We start from the raw sequence: 13207 nt of genomic DNA, 5'->3' as shown, positions 1-13207 counted from the left end.
GCAAGAACGTAACGGCGAGCGGGGTGACGGTGAGCGGGGTGACGGCGAGTGCTCACGAATGCTCCTGGGGGATTTCGACGATCACGGTGGTGGCCTTCACGACGGCGACCGCGACGGACCCGGGCACGAGGCCGAGTTCCCGCACGGCCTCTGTGCTCATCAGGGAGACGACGCGGTGCGGCCCGCACTGCAGCTCGACCTGGGACATCACCGGGTCGCTCACGACGCGCGTGACGAGCCCGACGAACCGGTTGCGGGCCGAGCTCGCCGTGCCGGACGGGTCGGTCGGCACGGCGGCGTGTTCTGTGGCGAGGCGGGCGAGGTCGACGCCGTCGACGACCATGCGGCCGGCAGCATCCGTCGTGGCCGGCAGCACCTCGTTGTCGATCCAGCGACGCACGGTGTCGTCGCTCACGCCGAGGAACCCGGCGGCCTCGCGAATCCGTATTTGCGACATAAGCAGCACTATATTCCCTCATCTACGGATTCGCTGCCCGTTCTGCTTCGATCGGCTGTCCGTGCGGCACACTGGGGACATGACGACGAACACCCCGACGGATGCGACGCCGCGCGTCGCGCAGATCATCGTCGCGTCGACCCGCGCTGCGGCCGGCATCTATCCCGACCGCACCGGGCCGGTCATCGACGCCTGGCTCGTCGACAGGGGCTGGACCGTGGACGCGCTCCACGTCGTGCCGGACGGCGACCGTGTCGGCCAGGTCCTCGGCGCCGCGATCGCCGCGCACTGCGATCTCGTGATCACGACCGGCGGCACCGGCGTGAGCCCGCACGACGAGACGCCCGAGCAGACGCTGCCGCACCTCGACCGGCTCATCCCGGGACTCGCGGAGGAGCTCCGTCGCCGGGGCGCGGCATCCACCCCGCTCGCCCTGCTCTCCCGCGGATACGTCGGCGTCGCCCGCGGTCGCACCGTGGTCGTGAACCTGCCCGGCTCGACCGGCGGCGTGCGCGACGGTCTCGCCGTGCTCGACGACGTGCTTCCTCACCTCATCGACCAGCTCCGCGGTCGCGACCACTGACGAGCGCTGCACGACCCCGACGGCGCACCCCCGGATGGGGAGGGTACCGTGGACGAAACCGACCCGGAAATGCGGTTGACTGGATACTCGGCCCGGGACGACTGGAGCAGCAATGGACCTCACTACCGTTGTGACGATCACGCCCGCCCGCGAGCGCGCCGACCTGGGATTGCTCGGCGAAACGGTCGCTCCCCTCGCGGGCGGTTCCGAGCTGTTCGCCGATCCCCGGGTTCACCTCACCGGCCTCGTCGACCTGCAGTCGTTCGGCTGGCCCGCGCTGACCGTGACCCCTGAGGGCCTCGAGATCGCCGCGACGTGCACCCTTGCCCAGCTCGCCGCGCTCCCGACCCGGCCGGGCTGGACCGCGCATCCGCTGCTCTTCGAATGCTGCACCGCTCTCTACGGTTCATTCAAGGTCTGGAACGTCGCAACCGTCGGCGGCAACCTCGCTACCGCCCTCCCCGCCGGCCCGATGACGAGCCTCGCCGCGGCCCTCGACGCCGAGGTGCTCGTCTGGCGCCGCGACGGGAGCGACGAGCGCCTTCCCGCCGCCGGCTTCGTCACCGGCGACATGACCACCGTGTTGCGCACCGGGGACGTGCTGCGCTCCATCCACATCCCGGACGCGTCGCTGCGCGCCCGCACCGCGTTCCGCAAGATCGCACTCTCCCCCATCGGCCGCTCGGGCGCCGTCGTCATCGGCCGCCTCGACCGGGACGGCCGTTTCACCCTCACCGTCACGGCCGCGACCCTCCGGCCGGTGCGGCTGCGCTACGCAACCCTGCCGACCGCGTCCGCGCTCCGTGCCGGCGTCGACGGCATCGACGCCTGGTTCACGGATGCCCACGGCGCGGCCGACTGGCGCGCCGCGGTCAGCGCCGTGCTCGCCGAGGAGATCCGCCAGCAGCTCGAGGGCCCGGAAACCGTTCCAGCTGCGATATCGGCAGAGACTCCCGCGACCGGAAGCGAGGCCCGCCCGTGAGGTTCGAGATCAACGGCCAGTGGGTCGACGCCGCGGCAGCGCCCGGGCAGTGCCTGCGCACCTTCCTGCGCGAACTCGAGCACTTCGAGGTGAAGAAGGGCTGCGACACCGGCGACTGCGGCGCCTGTTCGGTGCTCGTCGACGGCACCCCGGTGCACTCCTGCATCTACCCGGCTTTCCGCGCCGAGGGCGCCGCGATCACGACCGCCGCCGGCCTCGGCACGCCGGGTGACCTCGCGCCCGTGCAGCAGCGCTTCGTCGACCACGCCGGCTTCCAGTGCGGCTTCTGCACCCCGGGCATGGTCGTGACCGCGTCCACGCTCACCGAGCACGACCTCGAGGACCTGCCGCGCCTGCTCAAGGGCAACATCTGCCGGTGCACGGGCTACCGGGCGATCGATGACGCCGTCCGCGGGCGGCACACCCCGGCCGACGGTTCGGCCCCGTGCACCCTTCCGCCCGACGGCCTCGGTCCCGTAGTCCGCACCGGCGCCCGCGCGACGCCCACGCCGGCCCGCGGCTACGTCGGCGCCTCCACGCACGCCCCGGCGAGCGAGCGGGTCGTGAGCGGACTCGAACCGTACACGCTCGACGTCGCGGTGCCCGGCCTGCTGCACGTGAGCGTGCTGCAGAGTCCGCACGCGCATGCCAGCATCCGTTCGATCGACACCGGGCGAGCCGCCGACCTGCCCGGAGTGCGTGCCGTGCTCACCCACTCCGACTCTCCCGCGACCCTGTTCTCGACGGCCCGGCACGAGGACCGCAACGACGACCCCGACGACACCCTCGTCTTCGACCGGGTGCTCCGGTTCCGCGGCCAGCGGGTCGCGGCCGTCGTCGCGGACACCGTCGCGATCGCCGAGGCCGCCTGTCGCCTGATCGACGTCGAGTACGACCTGCTCCCCGCCGTTTTCGACCCGGCCCTCGCCGCCGAGCCCGGCGCTCCCCTCGTGCACGGCGAGAAGGATGCCGCGGCGAGCCGCGTCGCCGACCCCTCCCGCAACCTCGTGGCCGAGCTGCACGGCGAGTACGGCGACCTCGAGGCCGGCCTCGGCGAGGCGACCCACCTGGTCACGGGCACCTGGCAGACCCAGCGGGTCGCCCACACCCACCTCGAGACCCACGGCACGATCGGCTGGCTCGAACACGCCGGCACCCCCGAGCAGCGGCTCGTGCTGCGGACGAGCTCCCAGGTGCCGTTCCTTGTCCAGCGGGAGATCTGCCGCGTCTTCGACCTCGACCCTGCTGCGGTCCGGGTCTTCACCGCCCGCGTCGGCGGCGGGTTCGGCGGCAAACAGGAGATCCTCACCGAGGACCTCGTCACCCTCGCGGTTCTCGCGACCGGGCGCCCGGTGCAGTACGAGTTCAGCCGCGCCGACGAGTTCCGGGTCGCACCCACCCGGCATCCGATGCGGGTCGGCGTCACCCTCGGCGCGACCGACGACGGCCGCCTCACCGCGCTCGCCCTCGACCTGCTGAGCGACACCGGCGCCTATGGCAACCACGGGCCCGGCGTCATGTACCACGGCAGCTCCGAGTCGGTGAGCCTGTACTCCGTGCCCAACAAGCGGGTGGATGCCCGCAGCGTCTACACGAACAACCTCCCGTCCGGCGCCTTCCGCGGTTACGGTCTCGGCCAGGTCATCTTCGGTGTCGAATCGGCGCTCGACGACCTCGCCCGCGACCTCGGCATGAGCCCCTTCGACCTGCGCCGGCTCAACTCGGTGCGTCCGGGCGACCCGCTCGTCGTCACCCACGTCGAGGGCGAGGACCTGATCTTCGGCAGCTACGGGCTCGACCAGTGCCTCGACCTCGCCGAGGCCGCCCTCGCCCGCGGCAATGGCACTCCCGTGCCCGACGGACCCGAGTGGCGGGTCGGCGAGGGCATGGCGACCGCGATGATCGCGACGATCCCGCCGCGCGGACACTTCGCCCAGGCATCCGTCACTCTGGGTAGCGACGGCCGCTACGCCGTGCGCGTCGGGACCGCCGAGTTCGGCAACGGCACCACGACCGTGCACACCCAGCTCGCCGCGACCGCGCTCGGCACGAGCCCCGACCGGATCGACATCCTGCAGTCCGACACCGACACGATCGGCTACGACACCGGCGCGTTCGGCTCGGCCGGCATCGTCGTCGCCGGCAAGGCCGTGCTGGGTGCGGCGACCGCACTCGCGGCCGTGCTCCGGCAGGCGGCGACGGATGCCCACCCCGGCGCCCCCGCCGACGCCTGGCTCCTCGAGCCCGACGGCCTCCGCTGCGGCAGCACCGTCGTTTCCCTCACCGACCTCGCCGCGCGCGCGGCGGCCGGCACCGTTCTCCGCGGCACGAGCTCCGAGGAGGGCGCCGTGCGTTCGGTCGCCTTCAACGTGCAGGCCTTCCGGGTCGCCGTGAGCACCCTCACCGGCGAGGTGCGGATCCTGCAGTCGATCCAGTCCGCGGATGCCGGCGTCGTGATGAACCCGGCGCAGTGCCGCGGCCAGATCGAGGGCGGTGTGGCCCAGGCGATCGGCACGGCGCTCTACGAAGAGGTCCAGCTCGACGGCGCGGGCACCGTGACGACGAGCGTGATGCGCAACTACCACGTGCCCCTGCTCGCGGACCTGCCCGTCACCGAGGTGTACTTCGCGGAGACGAGTGACGACCTCGGCCCCTATGGCGCCAAGTCGATGAGCGAGTCGCCGTACAACCCGGTCGCTCCTGCGCTCGCGAACGCGGTCCGTGACGCGATCGGCATCCGCCCGTACGAGCTGCCGATGTCCCGTGACCGCATCTGGCGCCTGATGCACCCCTGAGAGTCACCTTTCCGGTCGAGAGCGCCCGGTGCACGGGTACCCCTCGACCGGAAAGGTACCCCTCGCTACGCGCGGGCGGGGGCAGGCGATGCGAGCAGCAGGTGGTACGCGTCCGGGCCGTGTCCGACACGGAGATGCCGGGTCTGCACGAGGCCCGCGGCCTCGAGGGCGGAGGTGATCTCCTCGGTGGGACGCACCCGGAAGCCGTGCTCGACCACGGGCATCCGCTGCATCGCGGCCGGGTCGAAAACGCCCGCCACGAGACGGCCGCCGGGCCGGAGCACGCGCGCGAACTCGGCCGCCGCCCGGCCGAGGTCAGGCAGGAAGTAGAACGTGTTGAGGGTGATCACCCCGTCGAGGCTCGCATCCGCGAGCGGGAGGTACTCCATCGACGCCTCGAACAGCGACAGCCGACCGGCGGTGAGGTCGTCGCGGAACCTCCGATGCGCGGCATCGACCATCGTTTCCGACTGGTCGACTCCGGCGACGTGCCCGTCCGGTCCGACCGTGTCGAGCAGCAGCTCGATCCCGACACCGCCGCCGAAACCGACATCGGCGAGCCGGGCATCCGGCGTGGCCTCGAGTGCGTCCACGGCGGCGCGGATGATTCCCCGGTTGCGTCGGTTGAGCATCCGCCCCACCAGCCGCCCTCGCCACCCGCTCGGATGCCCGAGCTGGGCGGCCAGTGCTTTGAGCACCGGGGTCGGAGTCTTGAGACTGCCCATCGGCTTACGGTTCTGTGACGTCTCCATGCCAGGAACAGTAGTCCCGCGCCGATGCGCCCACTACGGCTGTCGCAACCGCCGAGCGCGGGGCTAGGCCCCGGTGCTGCTCTCCATGCCCATCCGGCGCAGCACGAGGTTCTCCACGAGCTGCGCGACGCCGTACAGCACGATCGACACAAGCGTGATCGCCACGACGGATGCCCACACCTCGTAGTTCTTCACCTGGGCGACGGCGATCACGATGCCGTGGCCGAGGCCCTGTCCGGTCGAGAGCCATTCGGCGAGGAGCGCGCCGGTGATCGCGCCGGGGATCGAGATCTTGACGGCCGCGAAGAACGACGGAAGCGAGCTCGGCAGCGCGACCTTGCGAAGCGCCGTGAAGGCGTTGCCGCCGTAGACGGCGATGACGTCGTTGATCTGCGGCGACGACGACCGCAGCCCGAACGCGATGTTCACGAGCGCGGGGAACAGCACCACGATTGCGCCCATCACGACGACAAGGCTCGGTCCGCGCCCGGTGATCAGGCTGATCACCGGCACGAGGGCGACGAGAGGCACCGATCGCAACAGCAGCGCGATCGGCATCAGCGCGCTCTCGATACCGCGGGAGAGCGTGAACGCGATCGCGAGCACGAGGGCAACGACGAGGCCGGCGACGAAGCCGAGGAAGGCATCCCCGAGGGTGACGGTGAGGTTGGTCAGGATCGTCGTGCGGTTGACGGCGGCGTTCGGAACGGTGAACAGCCAGTTCCAGACGTCGAGGGGTCCCTTGGCGATGAACGGGGACACCCCGAGAAGCAGGATCAGGCCCTGCCAGGCGACGAGGACGATGACGAGGGTGATCAGGCCGGTGAGCGCGGCGCGCCCGATGACGGCGCCGAGGCCGCGGGCGACCTTCGCTGCGCTCGGCGGGCGGGCCGCCGACATGGTCTCGAGGGCCATCAGGAGCTCCGTCCCGTCAGCCAGGGTGTCGCGAGCTTGCTGATCAGTCCGAAGAGGCTGTAGCCGAGGCCGGCGAGGAGACCGGCGACGAGCGCGAGCCCCCAGACCCTGTCGACGTTCGCCGCGGACCCGGCCGCGAGCATCGCGATGCCGAGGCCACGGTCGACGCCGCCGAGGTATTCGCCGAGGATCGCGCCGAGCAGCGCGGCGGGGGCCGCGATCTGCAGGGCGGAGAGCACGCTCGGCAGCCCGGCCATCAGCCGCACCTTGCGGAGCTGCATGAACCGTCCGCCGCCGTAGACGGTGACGAGGTCGAGACTCGCGGGGGTCGCGGCCTTGAGACCGACGAGGGAACCGACGACGGTCGTGAAGAACACGGACATGGCCGCGAGGAAGATCGCGGTGCCGGAAAGCTCACCGCCGCGCGGGGCTCCGATCACGATGTAGGCGATCGGGCCGATCGCGACGATCGGGATGCAGTACGTGATGACCGCGATCTGCAGCGCGACCTTCTCGATCCGGGGAACGACGAGCACGAGGCCGGCGAGGACGAGCGCGGCCGCATTGCCCCAGAGGAAGCCGACGATCGCCTCACCCACGGTGATCGACACGTGGGACAGGTAGAACGCCCACCCGTCCGAGACGAGCTGGGCGACGACGGCGCCCGGTGTCGGGATCGCCCCGCCGGGTACGGTGCCGATGCCGCGGAAGATCGTGGCGGCGCCGAGCCACCACAGGACGATGACGACGACGACGCCGATCAGCCCGGTCGCCCAGGCCGGGAGCGTGCGGAACGAGGCGAGACCGCGCATCAGTCCGTCTCCGCCACGGAGAGGGCGTCGGGGCTGAAGAGCAGTTCGGAGGCGCGGTCGTGCAGGGCGTGGAATTCGTGGGAGCGCATCATGTCCGGATGCCGCGGACGGGGCAGGTCGATGTCGATGACCTCCTTGATGCGGCCGGGTCGGGGGCTCATCACCGCGACCTGGTCCGAGAGGAAGATGGCCTCCGAGATGCCGTGCGTGACCATCATCGTGGTCGCGGGCTTCTCGGTCCAGATCCTGAGGAGTTCGATGTTGAGGCGCTGGCGGGTCATGTCGTCGAGGGCGCCGAAGGGTTCGTCGAGCAGCAGAACGGAGGGCTTCAGCACGAGCGACCGGGCGATGGACACCCGCTGCCGCATTCCGCCGGAGAGCTGCGCGGGTTTGGCGTGTTCGAAGGCCTTGAGGCCGACCAGGTTGATCAGTTCGGAGACGTAGTCCTCGTCGACGGGCATCCGTGCGACCTCGAAGGGAAGCTTGATGTTGCCGCGCACGCTGCGCCAGGGCAGCAGCGCAGCGTCCTGGAAGGCGATGCCGAGTTCGTGGCCGCTGCGCAGCTCGGCGGGCGTCTTGCCGTCGACCTTCGCGGTGCCGCTCGTGGGCTCCTCGAGGCCGGCGAGGATGCGCAGGATCGTGGACTTCCCGCAGCCGGACGGGCCGAGCAGCGACAGGAAACTGCCCTTGTCGGTGTGCAGGGTCGCGTCCTCGAGCGCGGAGACTTCCTTCCGGCCCACGGTGAAGACCTTGTGGAGCCCGGAAATGTGGAGGCCGGTGCCCAGAGCGTTGCTCTGGACACCGGCATCGGTCGTACTCACAGGGTGTGTTCCTTTACTGGGCGTCGTCGGCCGCTTTCGGGGCGGCCTCGTTTCGGTGTGCCTGCGTACTGCTGGTGGTGCTGTCGTGCTTGAAGAGGAACCGCCTACTTGGCGTAGTTGACCAGGTCGGGGTTCTCCGCGTAGACCTCGGACAGCAGGCTCATGTCGAAGAGCTTGTCGGCCGTGATGGTGACACCGGCGGCAGCGAGCGTCTTGATGCTCTCCTGCTGCAGCTTATCGCTGATGGTGAAGAGGCCGTTCTTGACGGTGTCGTCGCTGACGATGAGGTCGGTCGACTGGATCGTGGCCTGCTTCGTCTCCTTCTCGATCGTGAGGCCGAGGTCTGCCCCATACTTGTCGATCGTGAGCTTGGCGGAGGCGGCCGGGTCCTTGATGGCGGCGGCCCAGCCCTTGATCTCGGCGATCAGGAGGCCCTTGAGCTTCGCGCGGTCACCCGAGATCTCCTTGTCGGAGGCCGTGAAGGTCTCCGCGACGAACGGGAGCCCGTTGTCGGCGAGCGGCAGGTTGACCGGGCCGAGGCCCTTGAGGTCTGCGTCGATGCCCTCGTTGGTGAGGTAGGAGAACCAGCCGTCGACCTCGCCGTTGAAGAGCGGGGTCGGGTCGTACTCGACGGGGACGGTGGTCAGCGAGGCCGGGTCGATGTTGTTGACCTTGAGGAACGCGTCCCAGAGGCTCTGGTTGCTCGCCTGCACGCCGATCTTCTTGCCCTTGAGGTCGGCGAGGGTCTTGATGTTGCCCACCTTGGCGAGCGAGAGGATCGAGAACGGGTTCTTTTGGTACGTGGCGCCGATGATCTTGATCGGGGCGCCTTCGTTCGCGATGACGGTTCCGGTGGAGATCGCGTTGCCGATGCCGAGGTCGACCGTGCCGGAGATGACGCCCGCTTCAGCGGATGCCGGGCCGGCGATGAGGTCGACGGAATCGAAGCCGGCCTTGGTGAAGTCGCCGTTGGAGTCGGCGAGGAACTCACCCATGAACTCGGTGTTCTTGATCCAGGACAGCTGGATGCTCGCGGTGCCGAAGGACGCGGGCGCACCGGAAGCCGAGGCTGCCGGCGTGGAACTCGTCGCGCAGGAGGTGAGCGCGATGGTCACGGCTGCCGCAGCGGCAATTCCCTGCAGGATGCGACGGGCGGGACGCCCTGCCGGTGAACGGTGTGCTGTTAAACCTTGGGTCCGGGTCATGAAGCTGTTCCTCTCGATGATGCTCGTGGGGTGCCGTTGGGGGTGCCGTCAGGGAAAACGGCTGCTGTGTAATGCTGTGCGGCACACGTGCGGGTTCCCTGAATTTAGGCCCCGCAGATGACGCTGCGACCTCGACAGTGTTTCCGTCGTGTTGCAGCATGCTGGATACCCGTCGCGGGAGGAAAAGTGCATCTGCCGCGTGATACGGTCACGGCGTCCGCCCGAAAAGGAGCCCCGATGCCGTCCGTTACTGAGCCTACTGCCGCGTTTGTGTCCGGATTGCCCAAAGCGGAGCTGCATGTGCACCTCGAAGGCACCCTCGAACCCGACCTCAAACTCGCCCTCGCCACGCGCAACGGTGTCGATATCGGCCAGTCGACGGTCGAGGAGGTGCGCGCGAGCTATGCCTTCGACTCCCTCGCAAGCTTCCTCGCGGTGTACTACCCCGCGATGAACGTGCTGATCACCGAGCAGGACTTCTACGACCTCGCCACCGCGTACTTCCGTCGCGCCTCCGCAGACGGGGTCCGCCACGTCGAGGCCTTCTTCGACCCGCAGGCGCACACGACGCGCGGCGTGCCCTTCGAGACCGTGATCACCGGACTGCACCGTGCTGCAGCGGATGCGGCCGGTTACGGTCTCTCCGCCGAGCTGATCCTCTGTTTCCTGCGTGACGCATCCGCCGAGAGCGCCCACGAGACCCTGCTGGCCGCCCTGCCCTACCGCGACCTGATCGTCGGCGTCGGGCTCGACTCCGACGAGCGCGGCAATCCCCCGGCGAAGTTCGCCGAGGTCTTCCGGCTCGCCCGTGAGGCCGGCCTCAGGCTCACGATGCACTGCGACATCGACCAGGTCGGCAGCATCGAGAACATCCGCCAGGTGCTCGGCGAGGTCAGGGTCGACCGGATCGACCACGGCACGAACATCCTCGAGGACCCGGCGCTCGTCGCCCTCGTCCGGGAACGCCGGATCGGCCTGACCTGCTGCCCGGTCTCGAACAGTTTCGTGACCTCGGACATGAAGGCGCGGGAGATCGTCGAGCTGCTCCGCCTCGGCGTGCTCGTCACCCTCAACTCCGACGACCCCGCGTACTTCGGGGCTTATGTCGCCGACACCTATACGGCATTCGCCCGGCAGGCCGGCATCGGCAGGGACGAGCTCGTCCAGCTGGCCCGGAACTCCTTCGAGGCGAGCTGGTTGTCCGACGCCGACCGACAGGGGTACCTCTCCGAGATCGACGCCTTCCTCGCGGCGAACCCGGCCTAGCCGGGACCGGAGGCCGGTCCGGCCCGCGAAACCGGTCCCGCAGAACCCTGCCAGGGAGGCGCGGCGGGGCCCGTATTACGGACAACCGTCCGGCGTGTGACGATCGCGTTTCAAGAGTCCCGATTGGCACCCCGCGGTCCTCACCAGGGTGTTTGCTAGACCATCTGGCCAGCGTCACGGCCTGAGATTCCAGCAGGCAGGAGGACAGATGCGCGAACGAGTCGACCGGGTGATCCGGGCGGACGCCGTGCTCACGCCTGCCGGCTTCGTGCGCGGGGCGGTGACGATCACGGGCGGGATCGTCACCGCGATCCTGCCGATCGACGAACCTGTCGAGACCCGGCCGATCGCTGACTCCGGCCTGTCCGACGGGGCGGCCACGGACATCCGCCTGCCGAGCGGGCGCGTGCTTCTGCCCGGTCTCGTCGACACCCACGTGCACGTCAACGAGCCAGGTCGGACGGACTGGGAGGGCTTCGCGAGCGCCACCCGCGCCGCCGCGGCCGGCGGGGTCACGACGGTGATCGACATGCCGCTCAACAGCATCCCGCCGACGACGACGGTCAGCGGCCTCGACCTCAAGCGTGCGGCCGCCGGCCCGCAGGCGAGCGTCAACGTCGGCTTCTGGGGCGGGGCGGTCCCCGGCAACCTCGGCACCCTGCGCGAGCTGCACTCAGCCGGTGTATTCGGGTTCAAGGCCTTCCTCTCCCCCTCCGGCGTCGAGGAGTTCCCCGCGCTCTCCTCCGCGGAACTCCTCGCGGCCGCCGCCGAGATCTCCGCATTCGGCGGCCTGCTGCTCGTGCACGCCGAAGACCCCGCCGAACTCGACGCGGCCCCGCCGGCCACCGGGCGCTCCTACGCCGGCTTCCTCGCGAGCCGCCCGCCGCAGGCCGAAGCGAGCGCGATCGACCGCGTGATCGACGCGGTCCGCCGCACGGGCGTGAGCGCGCACATCCTGCACCTTTCGGCGGGCGCCGCGCTGCCGCGGCTGCGGGCGGCACGGGCAGAGGGACTGCCGATCACGGTCGAGACCTGCCCGCACTACCTGTCCTTCGCCGCGGAACAGATCCCGGACGGAGCGACGGCCTTCAAGTGCTGCCCGCCGATCCGGGACGCCGCCAACCGCGAGCTGCTCTGGGCCGGCCTGCTCGACGGCACGATCGACCTCGTCGCCTCCGACCACTCGCCAGCGACCCGGGAGCTCAAGCTCGGCCACGGCGGCGACTTCGGCCTCGCCTGGGGCGGGATCTCCGGCCTCGAGCTGAGCCTGCCCGCGGTCTGGACGGCCGCCGGCGCGGCCGGGATCGGCCTCGACCGGGTGATCGGCTGGATGTCGACCGCGACGGCGCGCTTCGCGGGGCTCACCGGCAAGGGGATCATCCGGCCGGGGGCGGATGCCGACCTCGTCTCCTTCGCGCCGGAGGAGTCGTTCACGGTCGACGTCGGCGCCCTGCAGCACAAGAACCCGGTGAGCGCGTTCGACGGCGCGACGCTCAGGGGACGGGTGCACGGCACCTGGCTCGCCGGCGCGCTCGTGCACGACACCGGGGCGGGTAACGGGATCACGTCGCCCGCGGCATCCGCCCGCCCGGAACACCCTCCCCGGGGCGCCCTGCTCCGCCGCCCGGCGCCCACGCGCCCGGCCCCCACGCGCCCGGCCCCCACGCCCTGAATCCCCACCCTTCCCCACCCACCAGAAGGAGCACCACCCGATGTCGATCATCCTCGGACCCAACCGGTACGGAAAAGCGGAAAACCGGGTTGTACGCATCTACCGCGACTCCCCCCGGCACGAGATCCACGACATCAGCGTCTCGACCGCGCTCCGCGGCGACTTCGCCAGGGCGCACCTCGCGGGCGACCAGCTGAACGTGCTGCCGACCGACACCCAGAAGCAGACCGCATACTCCTTCGCGAAAGAGAAGGGGCTGCTCTCGATCGAGAACTACGGCCTCGACCTCGCCGCCCACTTCGTCGACACGGTCGAGCCCGTGCACACCGCCAGGGTCGAGATCGAGGAGTTCGCCTGGCAACGGGTTCTCATCGACGGCAGTGAGCACGACCACACCTGGGTGCGGCGCGGCCAGGAGGTGCGCACGGCGGCGATCACGGTCGAGGGCAGGGGCGCTGACCGGCGCACCTGGGTGGTCGGCGGGCTCAAGGACCTCGTGATCCTCAAGTCGACGGGCTCCGAGTTCGCCGGCTTCATGCAGGATCCGTACACGCTCCTGCAGCCGACCTCCGACCGGGTGATGGCGACCTCGCTCACGGCCGGCTGGCGTTTTTCGACGACGGATGTCGATTGGGAGGCCACCTACGACGGCGTCAAGCAGGTGCTCGTCAGCCAGTTCGCGACCGTGCACTCCCTGGCCCTGCAGCAGACCCTCTACGAGATGGGCCGGGCCGTGCTCGAGGCCTTTCCCGTGGTCGCCGAGGTGCGCCTGTCCGCCCCGAACAAGCACCACTTCCTCTACGACCTCTCCCCCTTCGGCGTGGCCAACGACAACGAGGTGTACCACGCGGCCGACCGCCCGTACGGGCTGATCCAGGCGACCGTGCTGCACGACGACGCCGCGGACGCAGGACCCGCCTGGGACTCGTACACGGGGCTCGTCTAGG

The 13207-nt window shown here is 70.2% G+C and carries 12 protein-coding genes; 6 read left to right on the top strand and 6 right to left on the bottom strand.

Translation table 11 applies throughout. The features are described 5' to 3' along the window. Positions 1-52 precede the first annotated feature (52 nt). Positions 53-457, bottom strand: coding sequence for a TOBE domain-containing protein (locus E3O50_RS03145; protein ID WP_134448930.1), 405 nt, complete (start codon positions 455-457; stop codon positions 53-55). Between the two features lie 79 nt (positions 458-536). Here E3O50_RS03145 and E3O50_RS03140 point away from each other — a divergent pair, with 79 nt between their 5' ends. The 3 genes from E3O50_RS03140 to E3O50_RS03135 all read left to right on the top strand — a co-directional run bounded on the left by E3O50_RS03140 (position 537) and on the right by E3O50_RS03135 (position 4817). Beyond that, entirely contained in the window at positions 537-1040 is a 504-nt protein-coding gene (locus E3O50_RS03140; RefSeq protein ID WP_134560235.1) for a MogA/MoaB family molybdenum cofactor biosynthesis protein, read from the top strand. 112 nt (positions 1041-1152) lie between these two features. After that, on the top strand, positions 1153-2022 hold the full coding sequence (locus E3O50_RS19040) for an FAD binding domain-containing protein (RefSeq protein WP_166790693.1): 870 nt from the start codon (positions 1153-1155) through the stop codon (positions 2020-2022). After that, positions 2019-4817, top strand: coding sequence for a molybdopterin cofactor-binding domain-containing protein (locus E3O50_RS03135; RefSeq protein WP_166790692.1), 2799 nt, complete (start codon positions 2019-2021; stop codon positions 4815-4817). The genes E3O50_RS19040 and E3O50_RS03135 overlap by 4 nt, the downstream gene beginning before the upstream one ends. A 65-nt stretch (positions 4818-4882) precedes the next feature. Here E3O50_RS03135 and E3O50_RS03130 read toward each other — a convergent pair whose 3' ends face one another. From E3O50_RS03130 to E3O50_RS03110, 5 genes are all read right to left on the bottom strand, one after another. Continuing rightward, positions 4883-5569: a methyltransferase domain-containing protein gene (locus E3O50_RS03130; RefSeq protein ID WP_241975464.1), complete on the bottom strand. Its 687-nt coding sequence runs from the start codon at positions 5567-5569 to the stop codon at positions 4883-4885. Positions 5570-5632: 63 nt separating this feature from the next. Then, positions 5633-6484, bottom strand: coding sequence for an ABC transporter permease subunit (locus E3O50_RS03125; protein ID WP_241975463.1), 852 nt, complete (start codon positions 6482-6484; stop codon positions 5633-5635). Then, the gene (locus tag E3O50_RS03120) at positions 6484-7296 is read right to left on the bottom strand and encodes an ABC transporter permease subunit (RefSeq protein ID WP_134448927.1); all 813 of its coding nucleotides are present in this window, start codon (positions 7294-7296) and stop codon (positions 6484-6486) included. Before E3O50_RS03120 ends, E3O50_RS03125 begins: the two co-directional genes overlap by 1 nt. Next, the gene (locus E3O50_RS03115) at positions 7296-8117 is read right to left on the bottom strand and encodes an ABC transporter ATP-binding protein (protein WP_134448926.1); all 822 of its coding nucleotides are present in this window, start codon (positions 8115-8117) and stop codon (positions 7296-7298) included. Before E3O50_RS03115 ends, E3O50_RS03120 begins: the two co-directional genes overlap by 1 nt. 104 nt (positions 8118-8221) lie before the next feature. Continuing rightward, positions 8222-9322 carry an ABC transporter substrate-binding protein gene (locus E3O50_RS03110; RefSeq protein WP_134560231.1) on the bottom strand — a complete coding sequence of 367 codons (1101 nt, stop codon included), beginning with the start codon at positions 9320-9322 and terminating at the stop codon, positions 8222-8224. 237 nt (positions 9323-9559) lie between these two features. Here E3O50_RS03110 and add point away from each other — a divergent pair, with 237 nt between their 5' ends. From add to pucL, 3 genes are all read left to right on the top strand, one after another. Next, complete coding sequence (gene add / locus E3O50_RS03105) at positions 9560-10588, top strand: adenosine deaminase (protein ID WP_134560229.1); 1029 nt, start codon at positions 9560-9562, stop codon at positions 10586-10588. 208 nt (positions 10589-10796) lie between these two features. After that, positions 10797-12260, top strand: coding sequence for an allantoinase AllB (gene allB, locus E3O50_RS03100; RefSeq protein ID WP_134560227.1), 1464 nt, complete (start codon positions 10797-10799; stop codon positions 12258-12260). Positions 12261-12300: 40 nt separating this feature from the next. Continuing rightward, positions 12301-13206 (top strand): factor-independent urate hydroxylase, encoded by a 906-nt coding sequence (gene pucL / locus E3O50_RS03095; RefSeq protein ID WP_134560225.1) that lies wholly within the window; start codon positions 12301-12303, stop codon positions 13204-13206. The last annotated feature ends 1 nt before the right edge of the window (position 13207 follow it).

It is taken from the genome of Cryobacterium sp. MDB1-18-1 (assembly GCF_004402735.1).
Taxonomy (GTDB): domain Bacteria; phylum Actinomycetota; class Actinomycetes; order Actinomycetales; family Microbacteriaceae; genus Cryobacterium; species Cryobacterium glucosi.
Note: the sequence above shows the minus strand (reverse complement) of the source record. Positions and strands in the feature narration are given on the sequence as shown.

Coding starts and splice junctions, on each gene's coding strand:
- E3O50_RS03145 (WP_134448930.1), bottom strand. CDS start 457: ATGTCGCAAATACGGATTCGCGAGGCCGCCGGGTTCCTCGGCGTGAGC.
- E3O50_RS03140 (WP_134560235.1), top strand. CDS start 537: ATGACGACGAACACCCCGACGGATGCGACGCCGCGCGTCGCGCAGATC.
- E3O50_RS19040 (WP_166790693.1), top strand. CDS start 1,153: ATGGACCTCACTACCGTTGTGACGATCACGCCCGCCCGCGAGCGCGCC.
- E3O50_RS03130 (WP_241975464.1), bottom strand. CDS start 5,569: ATGGAGACGTCACAGAACCGTAAGCCGATGGGCAGTCTCAAGACTCCG.
- E3O50_RS03125 (WP_241975463.1), bottom strand. CDS start 6,484: ATGGCCCTCGAGACCATGTCGGCGGCCCGCCCGCCGAGCGCAGCGAAG.
- E3O50_RS03120 (WP_134448927.1), bottom strand. CDS start 7,296: ATGCGCGGTCTCGCCTCGTTCCGCACGCTCCCGGCCTGGGCGACCGGG.
- E3O50_RS03110 (WP_134560231.1), bottom strand. CDS start 9,322: ATGACCCGGACCCAAGGTTTAACAGCACACCGTTCACCGGCAGGGCGT.
- add (WP_134560229.1), top strand. CDS start 9,560: ATGCCGTCCGTTACTGAGCCTACTGCCGCGTTTGTGTCCGGATTGCCC.
- allB (WP_134560227.1), top strand. CDS start 10,797: ATGCGCGAACGAGTCGACCGGGTGATCCGGGCGGACGCCGTGCTCACG.
- pucL (WP_134560225.1), top strand. CDS start 12,301: ATGTCGATCATCCTCGGACCCAACCGGTACGGAAAAGCGGAAAACCGG.